This window comes from Kitasatospora sp. NPDC057738, from assembly GCF_042798815.1.
Lineage (GTDB): Bacteria > Actinomycetota > Actinomycetes > Streptomycetales > Streptomycetaceae > Kitasatospora > Kitasatospora lactacystinica.
Genome location: NZ_JBHVJT010000036.1, coordinates 20,361 through 38,031, shown reverse-complemented (window position 1 = coordinate 38,031; position 17,671 = coordinate 20,361). Strand labels below are relative to the sequence as shown.

Below are 17,671 nucleotides of genomic sequence, written 5' to 3'. Positions count from 1 at the left end.
TACGGTGGGCCGCATGCCTCCGCGTTCCAAGACCACCGCCAAGCCCCGCCCGGCGTACCGATGCACCGAGTGCGGCAACCAGCTGCCCAAGTGGGTCGGCCGCTGCCCGGAGTGCAACGCCTGGGGCACGGTCGAGGAGTACGGCGCGGTGCCGATCCGCACGACGGCGGCCGGTCCGGTCAGCGCGCCCGCCCGCCCGATCGCCCAGGTGGACGGCCAGGTCGCGACGGCCCGTTCGACGGGCGTGCCGGAGCTGGACCGGGTGCTCGGCGGCGGCCTGGTGCCCGGCGCGGTGGTGCTGCTGGCGGGCGAGCCCGGCGTCGGCAAGTCCACCCTGCTGCTGGACGTCGCCGCCAAGGCGGCCACCGCGCAGCACCGCACGCTCTACGTCACCGGCGAGGAGTCGGCCGGCCAGGTCCGGCTGCGCGCGGACCGGATCAACGCCCTCTCCGAGCACCTCTACCTCGCCGCCGAGCAGGATCTCGGTGCGGTGCTCGGGCACATCGAGGCGGTCAACCCCGGCCTGCTGATCCTGGACTCGGTGCAGACCATCGCCTCCGCGGAGCTGGACGGCGCCCCTGGCGGCCCGGCCCAGGTCCGCGAGGTGGCGGGCGCGCTGATCCGGGCGTCCAAGGAGCGCGGCATGGCCACCCTGCTGGTCGGCCACGTCACCAAGGACGGCCAGATCGCCGGCCCGCGCCTGCTGGAGCACCTGGTGGACGTGGTGCTGAGCTTCGAGGGTGACCGGCACGCCCGGCTGCGGCTCATCCGCGGGGTCAAGAACCGCTACGGCGCAACCGACGAGGTGGGCTGCTTCGAGCTGCACGACGAGGGCATCGTCGGCCTGGCCGACCCGTCCGGCCTCTTCCTGACCAGGCGTGACAAGCCCGTTCCCGGGACCTGCCTCACCGTCACCCTGGAGGGCAAGCGCCCGCTGGTGGCCGAGGTGCAGGCGCTGATGGTGGATTCGCAGATCCCCTCGCCGCGGCGCACCACCTCGGGCCTGGAGTCCCCCCGGATCGCGATGATCCTGGCCGTGGTCGAGCGGCACGGCGGGGTGAAGCTCGGCAAGCAGGACATCTACACCGCGACGGTCGGCGGGGTGAAGCTGACCGAGCCCTCCGCGGACCTCGCGGTGGCGCTCGCGGTGGCCAGCTCGTCCACCGACACCCCGCTGCCCAGCAACCTGGTGGCGATCGGCGAGGTCGGCCTGGCGGGCGAGGTGCGGCGGGTGACGGGTGTGCAGCGGAGGCTCGCCGAGGCGCACCGGCTGGGCTTCACCCACGCCCTCGTCCCGCCGGACCCGGGCAAGGTCCCGCCGGGCATGAAGGTGGTCGAGGTGGCCGACATCGGCGAGGCGCTGCGGGCCATCCCGGGCCGCCGCCGATCGGCCGCCAAGCCGCGCACCGAGCCGCGCGGTGAGGCACCGTCGGCGCCGCCGGCCCCGCGTTCCGCCCGGGCCGCGGACCGCCCCGCGGCGTACCCCGAGGAGCTGATGGAGGGCTGGGAGCCGCTGGACTCCGACGAACTGCGCTGACCCAAGCCCTGCCGAAGCCACACACAGTTAGACTTTCCCCAGTCTCATTGGCCAAAAGGCAGTACCGAGCGGTACTGAGCGACAGAGCAACAGACCGCGGACCGGCGCACGGCGTGAGGCGCGCGGCACGGGTCGACCGGAGGAGTCACGTGGCAGCCAGCGACCGGGGGGCGGACAAGGCCTTCCGCGAGGAGGCCCTGCTGCGGGCCTCCCTCACCGCCATCGCGCCCGGTACCGCGCTTCGTGACGGCCTGGAGCGGGTCCTGCGGGCCAACACCGGCGGTCTGATCGTGCTGGGCTTCGACAAGACCGTCGAGTCCCTGTGCACCGGCGGCTTCGTCCTGGACGTCGAGTTCAGCGCCACCCGGCTGCGCGAGCTGTGCAAGCTCGACGGCGCGGTGGTGCTCGACAAGGACATCACCAAGATCGTCCGGGCCGGCGTGCACCTGATGCCGGACTCGACCATCCCCACCGACGAGACCGGCACCCGCCACCGCACCGCCGAGCGGGTCAACCGGCAGACCGGCTACCCGGTGGTCGCGGTCTCGCACTCGATGCGGCTGATCGCGATGTACGTCAACGGCACCCGCCGGGTGCTGGAGGACTCCACCACCGTCCTGTCCCGCGCCAACCAGGCGCTGGCCACCCTGGAGCGCTACAAGCTGCGCCTGGACGAGGTGGCCGGCACGCTCTCCGCGCTGGAGATCGAGGACCTGGTGACGGTCCGGGACGTCACCGCCGTGGCCCAGCGCCTGGAGATGGTCCGGCTGATCGCCACCGAGATCGCCGGCTACGTGCTGGAGCTCGGCATCGACGGCCGGCTGCTCTCGCTCCAGCTGGACGAGCTGATCGCGGGCGTGGAGCCGGAGCGCGAGCTGGTCGCCCGGGACTACTTCCCCGAGCGGGCCGCCAAGAAGGGCCGGACGGTCACCGAGGTGCTGGCCGACCTGGAGGCGCTCACCCACGCCGAGCTGCTGGACCTCCAGACCGTCGCCAAGGCGCTCGGCTACTCGGGTTCGCCGGAGTCGCTGGACTCCGCCGTCTCGCCGCGCGGCTACCGCCTGCTGGCGAAGATCCCGCGCCTGCCCAACACGGTCATAGAGCGCCTGGTCGAGCACTTCGGCGGCCTCCAGAAGCTGCTCGCCGCGAGCATCGACGACCTGCAGACCGTCGAGGGCGTCGGCGAGACCCGCGCCCGCTCGGTCCGCGAGGGCCTGTCCCGCCTTGCCGAATCGTCCATCCTGGAGCGCTACGTCTGACCTGACGCGCAGCCGTACGGACGCCCGAACTCGGCGACGGCCCCCGGGGGGACAGACCTCCCCGGGGGCCGTCGCACGTCCGCACGAACCGGAGCCGCACCGAACGGGAGCCGTGCCGCGCCGAAGCGCGGAGCACCGCACCGAACCCGCCCCCGAACGCGACGGAGCCCCCGAACGCGACGGAGCCCCCGAACGCGACGGAGCCCCCGGCCGCGCGGCGGCCGGGGGCTCCAGGAAAAGTTGACCGGTTCTCAGCTGTCCAGCCGGATCGAGGCCCGCGCCGAGACCTTGTCCCCGGAGAGCCCGGTGAGCTCCGCGAGCACCACGTAGGTGCCGCTCGGCGGCGGCGTCTGGTCGGCGGTCGCGCACTGCGGCTTGCTGCGGCTGCGGTCCCAGGTGAACGTCTCGGTCTGGCTGCCGTTCGCGCCGAGCTGCACCCAGATGTTGCCCTTGTCGGCCGGGCAGTCGCCGGAGGACCAGACCCGGTCGTTGGTGCTTCCGCTCACCGTGATCACGGAGGCGGTGCGGCCCAGGTCCACCCGGCAGTTGGTGCCGGAGGAGTTCTTGACCGTCAGGGCCAGCCGGGGCTTGTCCTTGGGCTGGTACGAGTTCTGGGTACCGGCCAGCTCCAGCGCCACCTGCGAGGAGGCGCAGACCGGCAGCGCCATGATCTCGGGGGTGTTCACGGCCGGAGCACCGCCCGTGCCGCCGCCGCCCGTACCGCCGGAGCCGCCCGTACCGCCGCCGGTCGCCGGCGCCGCGCCGCCTCCGGGGGCCGGGTTGGCGCCGCCGGTGCCGGTGCCGCCGCTGAGGTTGACCTCGGTGCCGCCGCCGCCCGCCACCGGGCCGCCGGTGCCGCCGCCGGGGCGCGCCGCGGGGCCGCTCGGGGAGGCGCCGGGCGTGATGGCCTGGGCCGGGGTCTGGTTCTGGGACTGGGACGGAACGGCCTGTGCGGCGTTGCCCGGTGAGCCGCCGTCACCGCCCCCGCCCGGGTCGATCATCAGCCAGGCGATCAGGGCGACGACCGCCGCGGCGGCGACGAGCACGACGATGCGCCGACGCCAGTAGATCGAGGCCGGCAGTGGTCCGACGGGTTGACGCAGAGAAGGCACGATCAAACTCTACGAGACTGTGTGTGGCGATTGACTCACCAACACCGCACAGTCGCCCCTTCCTTCACATGATCCGCCATTTGATCCGTTCGAGCGAGCTCCAATCGGACGATTTCCGGAGCCTCCCCGGGAGGATCCGGAGTGGCCTGATCCACTTCGGCCCGGTCGGCGGGCATGGGAGGATCGAAGGGCCATGACTGCCATCACCACCCCCGCCCTCCCTGTCTCGGCCGCCGACGCCGCCCGGCTGCCGATGCCCCTGCCGCTGTTCCACTCGACCGTCCTGGACTGGTACGAGGCGAGCAAGCGGGACCTGCCCTGGCGGACCCCCAACGCGACGCCCTGGGCGGTCATGGTGAGCGAGTTCATGCTCCAGCAGACCCCGGTCAAGCGCGTGCTGCCCGCCTGGGAGGCCTGGCTCACCCGCTGGCCGACCCCGGCCGCCCTCGCCGCCGAGCCGTCCGGCGAGGCGGTCCGGATGTGGGGCCGGCTGGGCTACCCGCGCCGGGCGCTGCGCCTGCACGCGGCCGCGGTGGCGATCACCGAGGAGCACGGCGGCGAGGTCCCGGACGACCACGCCACGCTGCTCTCGCTGCCCGGGGTGGGGGAGTACACCGCCGCCGCCGTCGCCTCCTTCGCCTTCCGCCAGCGGCACGTGGTGCTGGACACCAACGTCCGCCGGGTCTTCGCCCGCGCGGTGACCGGGGTCGAGTACCCGCCCCAGGCGACCACCGCGGCCGAGCGCCGCACCGCCACCGCGCTGCTGCCGGACGACGCGGAGACGGCGGCCACCTGGGCGGTCGGCGTGATGGAGCTGGGCGCGCTGGTCTGCACCGCGCGCGGCCCGGAGTGCGGGGACTGCCCGCTGTTCACCGCCTGCGCCTGGCAGCGGGCCGGCCGCCCGCCGTACGAGGGCCCGGCCCGGCGCGGTCAGTCCTACGAGGGGACGGACCGCCAGGTGCGCGGCAAGCTGCTCGCGGTGCTGCGCGAGGCGCACGGGACGGTGCCGCAGGCCCGGCTGGACGTGGTCTGGCCGGACGCGGTGCAGCGGGCCCGGGCGCTGGACGGCCTGGTGGCGGACGGCCTGGTCGAGCCGGTCGAGCAGGGCGTCTACCGGCTGCCCCAGTAAGCGGCGGAACACGACGGCGCCCCCGGGAGAGGACCTCCCGGGGGCGCCGTCGTGTGCGGGGGCCGTCAGACGGCCGCCGCCTCCAGCGAGGCCTCGGCCGGCTTCTCGCCCTTGCCGGTTCCGCGCAGCGGCACCTCGCGCAGGAACACCGCCGCGGCGATCGCGATCACGGCCACGCCCGCGCCCCACAGGAAGACGGTGTGCATGCCGTTGGACACCGCGTGGTTGTAGGCGTCCTGGACGTAGTCCGGCAGCTTGTGCAGCTCCTCCAGGCTGCTCTGCTGCGGGTCCTTCATGCCGCCCGGGGGCATCGGCTTCCCGGCCAGCATCTCCGCCATGGTGTCGGTCACTCGGTTGTTGAACAGCGCGCCGAACAGCGCGACACCGAAGGAGCCGCCGATGGTGCGGAACAGGGTGGCGGTGGAGCTGGCCACGCCCATGTCCTTGAGCTCGACGCTGTTCTGCGCGACCAGCATGGTGATCTGCATCAGGAAGCCCATGCCGGCGCCGAGCACGACCATCCAGCAGGCCGAGGTGAACCTGCTGGTCCCGATGCCCATGGTGGAGAGCAGGATCAGGCCGGCGGTCATCACGATGGTGCCGATGATCGGGTAGATCCGGTACTTGCCGGTCTTGGTGACGGCCTGGCCGACCACCAGCGAGACGATCAGCATGCCGAACATCATCGGCATCAGCAGCAGACCGGAGTTGGTCGCCGAGGCGCTCTGGACCGTCTGCTGGTAGAGCGGCAGGAAGACGGTCGAGCCGAACATCACGAAGCCGACGATGAAGCCGATGATCGAGACCAGGGTGAAGTTCAGGTTCCGGAACAGGCTCAGCGGGAGCATCGGCTCCTCGGCCCGCTGCTCCACGTAGCAGAAGGCGATCAGCGAGGCGGCGGCGAGCGCGGTCAGGCCCAGGATCTCCTTGGAGCCCCAGGCGTACTGCTGGCCGCCCCAGGTGGTGATCAGCACCAGCGAGGTGATGCCGGTGGTGAGCAGCACGACGCCCGCGTAGTCGATCTTGGCGGTGTTGCGGACCTTCGGCAGCTTCAGGGTGACGACGACCACGGCGAGCGCTATCACGCCGAGCGGCAGGTTGATGTAGAAGGTCCAGTGCCAGCTCAGGTGGTCGGTGATGAAGCCGCCGGCCAGCGGGCCGCCGATGGTGGCGAGGGCCATCACCGCGGCGAACATTCCCTGGTACTTGCCGCGGTCGCGCGGCGGGACGAGCGCGCCCATGATCGACATGACGCCGACCATCAGACCGCCGGCGCCCAGGCCCTGCACGGCGCGGAAGCCGATCAGCTCGTTCATGTTCTGCGCCAGGCCGGACAGCGCCGAGCCCACCAGGAAGATCACGATCGAGGTGAGGAAGGTGCCCTTGCGGCCGTACATGTCGCCGAGCTTGCCCCAGACCGGGGTGGAGGCGGCGGTGGCCAGGGTGTAGGCGGTGACCACCCAGGACAGGTGCTCGCCGCCGCCGAGGTCGTGGACGATGGTCGGCATCGCGGTGCCGACGATCAGGTTGTCGAGCATGGCCAGCAGCATGGTGACGACCAGACCGACCATCACGAGGCGGATCTCGCGGGGCGACCGCGGTTGCTCCTCCTCGGCCGTCTTGTCCTCCGGTACCGGGCCGGCGGTCTTGGACTGTGACATGGGGTGGGGTCTCCCGGAGCGTGGTTCGGACGGAGCGTCGTGCCGTGCGGCGGCTCACTTACTTGTCGCCCGGCTAGTTTATCGACCGTCGGCACGGTAGGTTGTTTACTAGCCGGTCGTCAAGCCAGTTTCCCGACCGGCCTTCTGGGCAGGGAGAATGAGTCCGGGGCGGCCGCCGTCCCGGGGTCCGCAGTAGTCAACCGACGCAGTCATGAGGCAGGCCATGGGCACTCCGCACAGCCCCCGCAGCGACACCCGGGCTCGCATCATCGAGGTGTCGCTGGAGCTCTTCTCCGAGCAGGGCTACGAGCAGACCTCACTGCGCGAGATCGCCGACCGCCTGGGCGTCACCAAGGCCGCGCTCTACTACCACTTCAAGACCAAGGACGACATCGTCCTGGGCATCGTCGAGCGGATGGCCGCGCCGATCGACGAGACCGTCGCGTGGGGCCGCCAGCAGGTCTGGAGCCCGGAGGTGCGCGACGAGCTGATCCGCCGCTTCGCGGACGGGATGGCCGAGCGGGCCCCGCTGCTGCGCTTCTTCCACGAGAACCAGCCCGCGCTGCGCGAGTCCCCCGCCGGGCTGGCCTTCAGGGATCGCATGATCACCATGATGCAGCTGGTGCACGGGCCGGACGCGGACTTCCACGACCGGCTGCGGGCCGCGATGGCGCTGTTCACCGTCCATTCGTCGCTGTTCCTGGTCAAGCAGGACAGCGCGAACTGCGGTCACGCCCCGAACGTGTGGGGCGAGCGGCTGCCCCCCGCCGAACTGGACGAGGCGATCGGCGCGGCCCGGGACATCGCGCTGGAGATCGGCGCCCGGATCAGCCACCCCGCGCCCGGCGCCGGCTGAGCGCCGCGGGGCGGCTCAGAAGTTCGTGACGCCGTGCCCCGCGAGGTAGGCGATCGGGTTGACCACCGCGCCGTAGCGGTTGCTGGTGCGGATCTCGAAGTGCAGGTGCGGCCCGGTCGAGTTGCCGGTGCTCCCGGACATGCCGATCCGCTCGCCCGCCGACACCCGCTCGCCCGCCGAGACGGCCACCGAGGACATGTGGGCGTACTGCGCGAAGTGCCCGTCCGCCAGCCGCAGCACGACCTCCTTGCCGTACGCGCCGTCCCAGCCGGCCGACACCACGGTCGCGTCGCCGACCGCCAGCAGCGGCGTGCCCGGGGCGACCGCGAAGTCCACCCCGGTGTGGTACCCGGCCGCGTAGCTGCGGTTGGGCTTCCCGTACGGGTTGCTGGTCGGTGCGTTCGGCACCGGCGCCGACCATCCGGGAGCCGGGGCCGGGGCCGGGGCCGGGGCCGGGGCCGGGGCCGGGCCGGGGTCGGGCCCGGGGGCCGGCTCGGCGGCGGCTTCCGGTGCCGGTTCCGGTTCCGGTGCCGGCGGGTCGAACGGCAGCAGGTTGGCCGCCACGGCCACGGACTGCTGCGCGGAGTCGCCGTCGTCGGGCAGCTTGTAGGCGCTGGGTCCGGCCACCTGGACCAGCCCCGCGCTCGGCACGTCCACCTTCGGCACGGTGAAGGCCGAGCTGCCCGGGGTGGTGGGCAGCACGGTCTGCGCCGAGGCCGAGCCCGGGGTGGCGACCAGCAGCACGCCGGCGAGCAGCACGGCGGCCGCTCCGGCCGAGACCAGCGCGTGGTCGTGCTCGGCCCGCTGCCGGCTGCCGGGCAGCGTGGTGTGCCGGGGCGATCCGAGCGTGCGCAGCGGCGCGGCGTGGGTACGGACGGCGTGGTCGAGCCGGGGCTGCCAGGCCGCGGCCCGGGCCGCCGCACGGGCGGCGAGCGTGTGCAGCGGTGCGGCGTGGGTACGGACGGCGTGGTCGAGCCGGGGCTGCCAGGCCGCGGCCCGGGCCGCCGCACGGGCGGCGAGCCGGCGCAGGGCCGGCGCCAAGGGCGGGACGTTGGACATCGCTTGCCGTACCTCACGGGTCGTACGAGGGCAGCACGAAGGGCCCGTTCGGGCGCGTGCTGAGCGGGGGACCACTCAGGTGTAACGGTCACCGAGCGGAGTCCCAAACGGGGTGACGTACTACGGCGTGTAGTCGGCGTGGCGCCGGAGATTCAAACCGATGGAGTACCGATCATGAGATCCGATCGTCCAGGTCCGCTCCGGCGCGCCCGCCGGTGCCCCCGGGTGCGCTACTACCGCCGGTCGTACCGGGCCGCGGGCCTGTGATCAGCGCCACGCGCGGCCCGGGTTTGGCGGGCTCGAACCGCTTTCGTACGGACCGCTGACCGGTCCGGCCCGCTGCGGCACCATCGAGCCATGTATGGCAACAGGAGCGAAGACCCCGACGCCAGTGACCGCCCGAGCCTGCCGGACCGCCGCTTCGCCGCCCTGCGCGGCTGCGAGCGGCTGCTGTCCGGCGTCCGGCCGCAGAGCATCCGCGAACGCCTCGCCGACCTGGCCGGCCCGCTCCCGGACGCCGGCCCCGGGCCGGACGCCGCTCCCGGCTCGGGCGCCGCCCCCGGGCCGGACGCGGCCCCCGGGCCGCACGCCGTCCCCGACCTGGACGGCCGCCCGGACCAGTACGGCGACGGCGTGGTCCGCACCCTGGAGCACCGGGTCGCCGAGCTGCTCGGCACCGAGGACGCGGCCTTCTTCCCGACCGGCACCATGGCCCAGCAGATCGCCCTGCGGATCCACGCCGAGGCGGCCGGCCCGCGCACCGTGGTCACCCACCCGCTGGCCCACACCGACCGGCACGAGCGGCACGCGCTCGGCGTCCTGTCCGGCCTGCGCAGCCTCTGGCCGACGACCGAGCCGCGCCAGCCCACCGCCGAGGAACTGCGCGCCCTGGACGAGCCGTACGCCGCGCTCAGCCTGGAGCTGCCGCTGCGCGACGCCGGGTTCGTGCTGCCGGGCTGGGCGGAGCTGGTGGAGCTGGCCGCGGTGGTGCGGGAGGAGCACGGTGCGGCGCTGCACCTGGACGGCGCCCGGATCTGGGAGTCCGCGGTCGCCCTCGGCCGGCCGCTGCCGGAGGTCGCCGCCCTGGCCGACTCGGTCTACGTCTCCTTCTACAAGACGCTCGGCGGGATCAGCGGCGCCGCGCTGGCGGGTCCGGGCGGCTTCGTCCGCACCGCCCGGGCCTGGCGGCACCGCTACGGCGGGCAGCTCTACCAGCAGTGGCCGTTCGCGCTGGCCGCGCTGACCGGACTGGAGCGCGAACTGCCGCGGCTGCCCGGGTACGTGGCGCACGCCCGGACGGTCGCCGCGGCGCTGGACCGGGCGTTCGCCGCCGTCCCCGGCGCCCGGGTGCACCCGGCCCCGCCGCACACCCACCAGTTCCAGCTCTGGCTGCCGCACCCGGTCGGGGAGTTGGAGGAGGCCGGACTGGGGCTGGCCGAGGACACCGGGATCGGGCTGTTCGGCGCCTGGCGCGCGGGCGGGCCGCCCGGGCTGTCGATGACCGAGGTCACGGTCGCGGCGCCCGCCCTCGACTGGACCGCCGCCGACGTCACGGTGGCGGCCGCCGCCTTCCTGGACCGGCTGGCGGCCGACCGGGCCTGACAAAGCGTCCGGCCCGCCCCCGCGCGCTGCGGGGACGGGCCGGACGTGGAGTTGTCAGAGCTGCCTGGTCACAGGCCGATCGCTACCCGGGGGGTGACGATCAGTTGTCGACCGGGCGGACCCGGATCCAGGTCTCCAGGTAGTTCGAGGACTCGTTCTCGACCTCGATGCTGGTGCCCGTCTTCGGGACGTCGACACCGGCGTACTGGTTGTCCTTGCTCCACCACGACTTCAGGTCGTTGAACTCGTCGACGCCCTTGGCCTTCGGGATGACGGTCTCGACGCCGGCCTTGTGCAGGGTCAGCGGGGAGACGCGACGGGAACCGAAGGTGGAGTCGAAGCCCTGGACGCGCGGCTTCATCAGGGCGCCGTCGGACCACTTCAGCGGGGCCGGGTGCGAGTCGACCGGCAGGACCAGGCCGTGGCCCGGGTGGGCGCTGACGTTGTTGTCGGTCTGCGACTCGTCCCAGAACCAGATCAGCAGGCCGGGCTGGTACGAGTAGTGCTCGACCCAGCCCGGCTTGTCGGCGAAGCCGAAGTTGTACGGGCCGGTCTTCAGGGTCTGGTCGAAGGACACGTACTGCCGGTTCTCCGCGATGTAGTACTGCGCGTAGTCCTTGGTGTACGAGCCGCTGAAGCGGGAGAACCCGTCGGCCACCCAGCCGTTGTCACCGTTCTCGACGTCGTCGCTGAACACGGTGGCGCCGTCGGCGACGACCGCGACGTTGTCCAGGGTCAGGCCGCGGAAGTGCAGGCCGCCGTCGCTGGTGTGGCGGTAGCGGAACTTGACCTTCTGGCCCGCGAAGGCGTCCAGGTTGAACGACAGGTCGCCCCAGGCGGCCACCTGGCCGCTGAGGGCCGGACGGCCGTTCTCGCGCGGCAGGGCGGTGCCGTTCCAGGTGCCGTCCACGACGGTCCAGTTCTTGCCGCCGTCGGTGGAGACCTCGCCGAACGCGTAGTCGAAGTCCTGCTCCAGCTCGTACCAGGCCTTGGCGTTGATGCTGGCCTTGGCCTTGCCGGTCAGGTCGATGTCGCGGGTGAGCGTGACGTTCAGGTTGTCGGCGCTGCCGCTCCACCACTCACCGGTGCCGCCGAACGGCTTGTTGATGTCGGTGGTGATGCTCTTCTTCGGCAGGTCGACGATCAGACCCTGCGGCAGGTTGCTGTTGTACTCCGCCGGGCCGATGTGGTGGGTCGACTCGGTGCCGGCCTTGGCGCGGTCCACCTTCAGCCAGCCGAGCTGGTACTTGCTCCAGCCGTCGAGGTCGTTCGGCATGTCGCCGATGCTGTTCTTGCCCTCGCCGAGCCAGGAACCGGAGGACATCAGCGACCAGAAGCCGACCGAGTTGTCGATGCCCTTGCCGGCGGTGTCGTAGAGGTCCGGCAGACCGAGGTCGTGGCCGTACTCGTGGGCGAAGACGCCGAGGCCGCCGTTCTCGGGCTGCATCGTGTAGTCGCCGATCCACAGGCCGCTGTTGCCGACCTGGACGCCGCCGAGCTTGTTGCCCTCGGGACCGGCCGAGCCCTGCAGGTTGCCGTAGACGTACGAGCGGTGCGCCCACAGGGCCTTGGTGCCCTGCTTGCCGCCACCGGCCGACTTGTCCTCGCCGGCGTGCACGATCTGGAAGTGGTCGATGTACCCGTCGGGCTGGTTGAAGTTCCCGTCGTGGTGCGAACCGTAGCGGTCCCACTGGTCGTACGAGGCCAGGGTCGCCTTGATCTGGGCCTCGGTCTGACCCTTGGCCTGCTGGTCCTTGTACCAGATGTCCACGGCGTCGCGGATCAGGTCCTGGGCGCTGGCGCAGACGTTGGAGCCGCAGTAGTCGGAGCCGTACCGGGCCTCGTTCCACGGGACGCGGACCCAGTCCTGGACCACGCCGTCGACCGAGTAGCGGCCCGAGGACTGCTTCTCGTAGTAGGTCTTCAGCGAGGGCTTGTCCTTGGCGAAGTACAGGTCCTGGTAGTGCTGCTGGTTGTAGTCGGCCTGCCACTGGGTCGAGTTGTTGGTGGCCGGGTCCGGCTTCTCGATCTCGTTGTGCTTGGGGCCGGCCTCGCCGCCGTACTTGACCTTGCCGTCCGGCGTCTTGGTGGTGTTGTCCACCTGGTCACCGAAGTCGACCAGGATGGTGAAGATCTTGTCCGTGCGCTCGCGGGCGAGCTCCACGTACTTGTCCTTGCCGAGCTTCACGCTGGTGCTGCCGTTGTGCTGCTCGACCTCGGCGGTGCCGTTGAGCAGCTTCTCGGTGGCGGCCTTCTGCTCCGCCTCCACCTTCGCCGTCAGCGGGCCCGGAAGGTTGTGCTCGGTGTTCTGGACGGCTTCGGCCGGGTCCCGCGGGACCGGGGCCGAGCCGGCGGCGACGGCGGTGCCCGGGAACAGGCCCGCGCCGAGCGTGACTATGACCGCTGCGGCCGTGGCAGCCGCAGCGGTTCTCCTGGTGCTCTTCAACGTTGTGACGTCCTCCCCGACCGGGGCCCAGCTCTTGGCCAAAGCCCGGCAAACCAAAATGAAAGACAGGTGGACGTCATTTGATACAAGCGTGCACAGAAAAGATAGACCTTGACCGTGACATGGTCACGGCGCTATGCTCCGCGACTCCCTATCACCTGACCATCTGTCAACCGTATGTTGGTTAAAGCTCGCTGAGAAACCGAGCGCACCCGTACCAGCCCATGCGGAAGCCGTCGTCCCGGTCCGTACCGGTGCCGACCGCGGAGGGGCCGGAACGCACCGAGCCCCCGGCGCGAACGCCGGGGGCTCGGTGGCTGTGAAGTTGTCTGTTAAAAGTTGGGCTACTTCGTCAGGTCCGGACCGGACGAGGCGACCGCGGCCGGGGTGTCCGCGACGGCCGACTTCTCCTCGCCGCGGAAGGTGAACTTGGCCTCCTTGCCCTCACCGTCGACGTCGACGACGACGATGTGGCCGGCCCGCAGCTCACCGAAGAGGATCTTCTCGGAGAGGTGGTCCTCGATCTCGCGCTGGATGGTGCGGCGCAGCGGACGGGCACCCAGGATCGGGTCGTAGCCGCGCTTGGCCAGCAGCTTCTTGGCCTCGACGCTGAGCTCCAGGCCCATGTCCTTGTCCTTGAGTCGCTCGTCCACCTTGTCGATCATGAGGTCGACGATCTGGATGATGTCGTCCTCGGACAGCTGGTGGAACACCACGATGTCGTCGACGCGGTTCAGGAACTCGGGGCGGAAGTGCTGCTTGAGCTCCTCGCCGACCTTCGCCTTCATCCGCTCGTACCCGGTCTGGGTGTCACCCGTGGCCGCGAAGCCCAGGTTGAAGCCCTTGGAGATGTCCCGGGTGCCGAGGTTGGTCGTCATGATGATGACGGTGTTCTTGAAGTCGACCACGCGGCCCTGGGAGTCGGTCAGGCGACCGTCCTCCAGGATCTGCAGCAGCGAGTTGAAGATGTCCGGGTGGGCCTTCTCGACCTCGTCGAAGAGGACGACCGAGAACGGCTTGCGGCGGACCTTCTCGGTCAGCTGGCCGCCCTCCTCGTAGCCCACGTAGCCGGGCGGGGAGCCGAACAGCCGGGAGACGGTGTGCTTCTCGGAGAACTCGGACATGTCGAGCGCGATCAGCGCGTCCTCGTCGCCGAAGAGGAACTCCGCCAGCGTCTTGGACAGCTCGGTCTTACCGACGCCGGACGGGCCGGCGAAGATGAACGAACCGCCGGGGCGCTTCGGGTCCTTGAGGCCCGCACGGGTGCGCCGGATGGCCTGGGAGAGCGCCTTGATGGCGTCCTTCTGGCCGATGACGCGCTTGTGCAGCTCGTCCTCCATGCGCAGCAGGCGGGACGTCTCCTCCTCGGTCAGCTTGAAGACCGGGATGCCGGTGGCGGTGGCCAGGACCTCGGCGATGAGCTCCTCGTTGACCTCCGCGACGACGTCCATGTCGCCGGCCTTCCACTCCTTCTCGCGCTTGGCCTTGGCCTGCAGGAGCTGCTTCTCGTCGTCGCGCAGGGACGCGGCCTTCTCGAAGTCCTGCGCGTCGATCGCGCTCTCCTTCTCGCGGCGCACGTCGGCGATCTTCTCGTCGAACTCGCGCAGGTCCGGCGGCGCGGTCATCCGGCGGATGCGCATCCGGGAGCCGGCCTCGTCGATCAGGTCGATCGCCTTGTCCGGCAGGAAGCGGTCCGAGATGTACCGGTCGGCCAGGGTGGCGGCGGCGACCAGGGCGGCGTCCGTGATGGAGACCCGGTGGTGGGCCTCGTAGCGGTCGCGCAGACCCTTGAGGATCTCGATGGTGTGCGGCAGCGAGGGCTCGGCGACCTGGATCGGCTGGAAGCGGCGCTCCAGCGCGGCGTCCTTCTCCAGGTGCTTGCGGTACTCGTCCAGGGTGGTGGCACCGATGGTCTGCAGCTCGCCGCGGGCCAGCATCGGCTTGAGGATGCTGGCGGCGTCGATGGCGCCCTCGGCGGCGCCCGCGCCGACCAGGGTGTGCAGCTCGTCGATGAACAGGATGATGTCGCCGCGGGTGCGGATCTCCTTGAGCACCTTCTTCAGGCGCTCCTCGAAGTCACCGCGGTAGCGCGAGCCGGCCACCAGGGCGCCCAGGTCCAGCGTGTAGAGCTGCTTGTCCTTGAGCGTCTCCGGGACCTCGCCCTTGACGATCGCCTGGGCCAGGCCCTCGACCACGGCGGTCTTGCCGACGCCGGGCTCACCGATCAGCACCGGGTTGTTCTTGGTGCGGCGGGACAGCACCTGCATGACCCGCTCGATCTCCTTCTCGCGCCCGATGACCGGGTCGAGCTTGGCCTCGCGGGCGGCCTGGGTGAGGTTGCGGCCGAACTGGTCCAGGACCAGGGAGGTCGACGGGGTGCCCTCGGCGGGCCCGCCGGCCGTGGCCGACTCCTTGCCGCCGCCGGTCTGGTAGCCGGAGAGCAGCTGGATGACCTGCTGGCGCACCCGGTTGAGGTCGGCGCCCAGCTTCACCAGGACCTGGGCGGCGACGCCCTCGCCCTCGCGGATCAGGCCGAGCAGGATGTGCTCGGTGCCGATGTAGTTGTGGCCGAGCTGAAGGGCCTCGCGGAGCGACAGCTCCAGCACCTTCTTCGCCCGGGGGGTGAAGGGAATGTGACCGGACGGGGCCTGCTGGCCCTGGCCGATGATCTCCTCGACCTGCTGGCGAACGGCCTCAAGAGAAATCCCGAGGCTCTCCAGGGCCTTGGCGGCGACGCCCTCGCCCTCGTGGATCAGACCCAGGAGGATGTGCTCGGTGCCGATGTAGTTGTGGTTGAGCATCCGGGCTTCTTCCTGAGCCAGGACGACAACCCGCCGCGCGCGGTCGGTGAACCTCTCGAACATCGTTTATCGCTCCTCAGAGCGGTCGGGCAGTTCGGGGTCCGTCCCCGCCCTGTCCTTCCGCATGCTAGTCCCGCTCAGCGGCGCGGCCCACGGATTCACTCCCCGGTAGAGGAGCGAGATGCTGCGCGACCAGCCGACACCAATCCCAACCTGATGCTGGGAAACGGTGTTCCCGCAGGCGGGCCGGATGCACCGGATTCCGCTACGCCATCGGCGAACACGCGCCGCCGGGGCGCGGCCGGAACCGTCCGGCCGGTCGCACATACTGCCCCTGGACGGGCCGAAGAACCCGTCCACCTGCATTCATACCCGGTATCGGGGCGGTTCTCGCGCAGTTTCCGCGGTGGCGGTGTTCGCCTGGCGAGAAGTCGGGCCGTGGTGACGGCGGTTCAACGGCGGCCGGGGCCGGGTACGCCGTCCCGGGTGTCCTCGTTACCGCTTCGCCCTTACAGCGTTGCACAGCCCGTGATTGTTCCGCCGCCCGAGCCCGTGCCCGAGCCCGTGCTCCGCAGGCCCCCGGTGCGGCGGCCCCGCGGGCACGCGCCGCGGGGCGCGGAGGAGACTCCTCCGCGCCCCGTGCGTGTGATGGCGGCGCCGCCTCCGGCCGCCGGGGCCCCGCACCCGCTCCGGCGGGCCTGCGGAGCCGGGATCAGGACGCGTTGGCCTTCTCGTAGGCCTCGCGGACGTTGCTCGGAACGCGGCCGCGGTCGTTGACCTCCAGGCCCTGCTCCTTGGCCCACGCGCGGATCTTGGCGGTGTCCGGGGCGCCGCCGCCGGACGGCCGCGCCGCGGCGCTGCGGCCCGGACGACGGGCGCCGGCGAGCCGGCCGCTCTGCTTGCGGCCCTTCTCCACGTACGGCGCCAGCAGACCGCGCAGCTTGTCCGCGTTGGCGCTCTTCAGGTCGATCTCGTAGGCAACGCCGTCGAGCGCGAACGTCACCGTCTCGTCCGCCGAACCGCCGTCGAGATCGTCTTCAAGAATGACCTGCACCCTCTGTGCCACGGGCTTCCCTTTCCGCTAAACGACCCATTGCCTAAGGAAAGGAAAGCGCCTTTCTCCGGAAAACACAAACCCTTGACCCGGGTGGAGCGGCTCAGAGGTGCAGCAGCATGCGCGAGTTGCCCAGTGTGTTGGGCTTCACCCGCTCCAGGTCGAGGAACTCGGCGACGCCTTCATCGTACGAGCGGAGGAGTTCTTCATAGACATCCGTAGCGATCGCCGCCGGGTCTGTCGTACCATCATCGGTTTCCTGGAGCTCGCCGATCTCGACGAAACCGTGTTTCGCGAAGAACGCGACCTCGAACGTCAAGCAGAAAATCCGACGGACGCCCAGCCAGCGTGCCGTCTGCACCAGCTTCTCCAACAGCAGGTGCCCGATCCCGGTGCCCCGGACGACCGGATCCACCGCGAGCGTGCGGACCTCGGCGAGGTCCTCCCACATCACGTGCAGCGCGCCGCAGGCCACCACCACGCCGTTGTCGTCGCGTTCCGCGACCCAGAACTCCTGGACGGATTCGAACAGTGTGACTGTGGGCTTGTCCAGCAGAATGCCGTCGCGCGAGTAGGTGTCGATGAGCCTGCGCACTGCCCGCACGTCCGTGGTCCGCGCCCGGCGGATGGTGACCTCCATGGTCCCGGACGTTATCGCGCCGCTCCCGGTTCCGTCGCACCGGTATCGGGTCCGTCGTCCGCGGAATCCGCCCCGGTCGGATCGGGCGGGAACAGAGCGGCCACCCGCAAGGCGTCCCGGAGCGCTTCGCGTTGCTCGGGGGACATCAGGCCGAAGAAGTGCACCAGGGCCGCCGCCGGATTGTCGCTGGTGGCCCAGGCGTCGTTCATCAGTGCCGCCGTGTACGCCTCACGCGAGGAGACCGGTTCATATCGATAGGCCCGGCCGACCCGCTCGCGGCGCAGCCAGCCCTTTCTGTGGAGCTTGTCCAGGACGGTCATCACCGTGGTGTACGCGATTTCGCGTTCCGACCGCAGATCCAGGAGAACCTCGCGAACCGTGACCGGTCGGTTCCACTGCCACACCCGGGTCATGATGGCGTTCTCAAGTTCGCCGAGTTGCCGGACCATAGTGCGGCCAGGATAGGGAGTGAATGGGGCAAATCTTGTGAAGTACGCCAAACCGGCGCGCCGCCA

13 protein-coding genes are annotated in these 17,671 nt (G+C 71.1%); 5 read left to right on the top strand and 8 right to left on the bottom strand.

The annotated features are described in order from the left end of the window. Window positions 1-13 precede the first annotated feature (13 nt). Both radA and disA read left to right on the top strand, forming a co-directional pair. Window positions 14-1,537 carry a DNA repair protein RadA gene (radA, locus tag ACFVGO_RS20595; protein WP_359914589.1) on the top strand — a complete coding sequence of 508 codons (1,524 nt, stop codon included), beginning with the start codon at window positions 14-16 and terminating at the stop codon, window positions 1,535-1,537. A gap of 200 nt (window positions 1,538-1,737) precedes the next feature. Next, entirely contained in the window at window positions 1,738-2,796 is a 1,059-nt protein-coding gene (gene disA, locus ACFVGO_RS20590; protein ID WP_188306273.1) for a DNA integrity scanning diadenylate cyclase DisA, read from the top strand. Between the two features lie 251 nt (window positions 2,797-3,047). Here the strand turns inward: disA and ACFVGO_RS20585 are convergent, their stop codons facing one another. Then, on the bottom strand, window positions 3,048-3,908 hold the full coding sequence (locus ACFVGO_RS20585; protein WP_359910447.1) for a hypothetical protein: 861 nt from the start codon (window positions 3,906-3,908) through the stop codon (window positions 3,048-3,050). A 193-nt stretch (window positions 3,909-4,101) separates the two neighbouring features. Between ACFVGO_RS20585 and ACFVGO_RS20580 the strand changes: the two genes are divergently transcribed. Next, window positions 4,102-5,037 carry an A/G-specific adenine glycosylase gene (locus ACFVGO_RS20580; protein WP_380633248.1) on the top strand — a complete coding sequence of 312 codons (936 nt, stop codon included), beginning with the start codon at window positions 4,102-4,104 and terminating at the stop codon, window positions 5,035-5,037. Window positions 5,038-5,102: 65 nt separating this feature from the next. Here the strand turns inward: ACFVGO_RS20580 and ACFVGO_RS20575 are convergent, their stop codons facing one another. Next, entirely contained in the window at window positions 5,103-6,698 is a 1,596-nt protein-coding gene (locus tag ACFVGO_RS20575; protein ID WP_380358603.1) for an MDR family MFS transporter, read from the bottom strand. Between the two features lie 223 nt (window positions 6,699-6,921). Between ACFVGO_RS20575 and ACFVGO_RS20570 the strand changes: the two genes are divergently transcribed. Beyond that, window positions 6,922-7,554 carry a TetR/AcrR family transcriptional regulator gene (locus ACFVGO_RS20570; RefSeq protein ID WP_380633246.1) on the top strand — a complete coding sequence of 211 codons (633 nt, stop codon included), beginning with the start codon at window positions 6,922-6,924 and terminating at the stop codon, window positions 7,552-7,554. 15 nt (window positions 7,555-7,569) lie between these two features. Here ACFVGO_RS20570 and ACFVGO_RS20565 read toward each other — a convergent pair whose 3' ends face one another. Next, complete coding sequence (locus tag ACFVGO_RS20565; RefSeq protein WP_380633244.1) at window positions 7,570-8,613, bottom strand: M23 family metallopeptidase; 1,044 nt, start codon at window positions 8,611-8,613, stop codon at window positions 7,570-7,572. Window positions 8,614-8,970: 357 nt separating this feature from the next. On the opposite strand from ACFVGO_RS20565, the gene ACFVGO_RS20560 reads away from it, so the two are divergent. After that, entirely contained in the window at window positions 8,971-10,215 is a 1,245-nt protein-coding gene (locus ACFVGO_RS20560; RefSeq protein WP_380633242.1) for a beta-eliminating lyase-related protein, read from the top strand. Window positions 10,216-10,315: 100 nt separating this feature from the next. Here ACFVGO_RS20560 and ACFVGO_RS20555 read toward each other — a convergent pair whose 3' ends face one another. From ACFVGO_RS20555 to ACFVGO_RS20535, 5 genes are all read right to left on the bottom strand, one after another. Then, the gene (locus tag ACFVGO_RS20555; protein ID WP_359910465.1) at window positions 10,316-12,661 is read right to left on the bottom strand and encodes an immune inhibitor A domain-containing protein; all 2,346 of its coding nucleotides are present in this window, start codon (window positions 12,659-12,661) and stop codon (window positions 10,316-10,318) included. 344 nt (window positions 12,662-13,005) lie between these two features. After that, on the bottom strand, window positions 13,006-15,525 hold the full coding sequence (locus tag ACFVGO_RS20550; protein WP_359910468.1) for an ATP-dependent Clp protease ATP-binding subunit: 2,520 nt from the start codon (window positions 15,523-15,525) through the stop codon (window positions 13,006-13,008). A 649-nt stretch (window positions 15,526-16,174) separates the two neighbouring features. Further along, complete coding sequence (locus tag ACFVGO_RS20545; protein ID WP_359910471.1) at window positions 16,175-16,528, bottom strand: Lsr2 family protein; 354 nt, start codon at window positions 16,526-16,528, stop codon at window positions 16,175-16,177. Between the two features lie 91 nt (window positions 16,529-16,619). Then, window positions 16,620-17,156, bottom strand: a complete 537-nt coding sequence (locus tag ACFVGO_RS20540; protein ID WP_359910474.1) for an amino-acid N-acetyltransferase — start codon at window positions 17,154-17,156, stop codon at window positions 16,620-16,622. Window positions 17,157-17,167: 11 nt separating this feature from the next. Then, window positions 17,168-17,605: a BlaI/MecI/CopY family transcriptional regulator gene (locus ACFVGO_RS20535; RefSeq protein WP_359910476.1), complete on the bottom strand. Its 438-nt coding sequence runs from the start codon at window positions 17,603-17,605 to the stop codon at window positions 17,168-17,170. Window positions 17,606-17,671 lie beyond the last annotated feature (66 nt).

Bases quoted from the DNA above. Each gene is read 5' to 3' on its own strand.
- radA (WP_359914589.1), top strand. From the start codon at position 14: ATGCCTCCGCGTTCCAAGACCACCGCCAAGCCCCGCCCGGCGTACCGA.
- ACFVGO_RS20560 (WP_380633242.1), top strand. From the start codon at position 8,971: ATGTATGGCAACAGGAGCGAAGACCCCGACGCCAGTGACCGCCCGAGC.
- ACFVGO_RS20570 (WP_380633246.1), top strand. From the start codon at position 6,922: ATGGGCACTCCGCACAGCCCCCGCAGCGACACCCGGGCTCGCATCATC.
- ACFVGO_RS20575 (WP_380358603.1), bottom strand. From the start codon at position 6,698: ATGTCACAGTCCAAGACCGCCGGCCCGGTACCGGAGGACAAGACGGCC.
- ACFVGO_RS20550 (WP_359910468.1), bottom strand. From the start codon at position 15,525: ATGTTCGAGAGGTTCACCGACCGCGCGCGGCGGGTTGTCGTCCTGGCT.
- ACFVGO_RS20540 (WP_359910474.1), bottom strand. From the start codon at position 17,156: ATGGAGGTCACCATCCGCCGGGCGCGGACCACGGACGTGCGGGCAGTG.
- ACFVGO_RS20565 (WP_380633244.1), bottom strand. From the start codon at position 8,613: ATGTCCAACGTCCCGCCCTTGGCGCCGGCCCTGCGCCGGCTCGCCGCC.
- ACFVGO_RS20535 (WP_359910476.1), bottom strand. From the start codon at position 17,605: ATGGTCCGGCAACTCGGCGAACTTGAGAACGCCATCATGACCCGGGTG.
- ACFVGO_RS20580 (WP_380633248.1), top strand. From the start codon at position 4,102: ATGACTGCCATCACCACCCCCGCCCTCCCTGTCTCGGCCGCCGACGCC.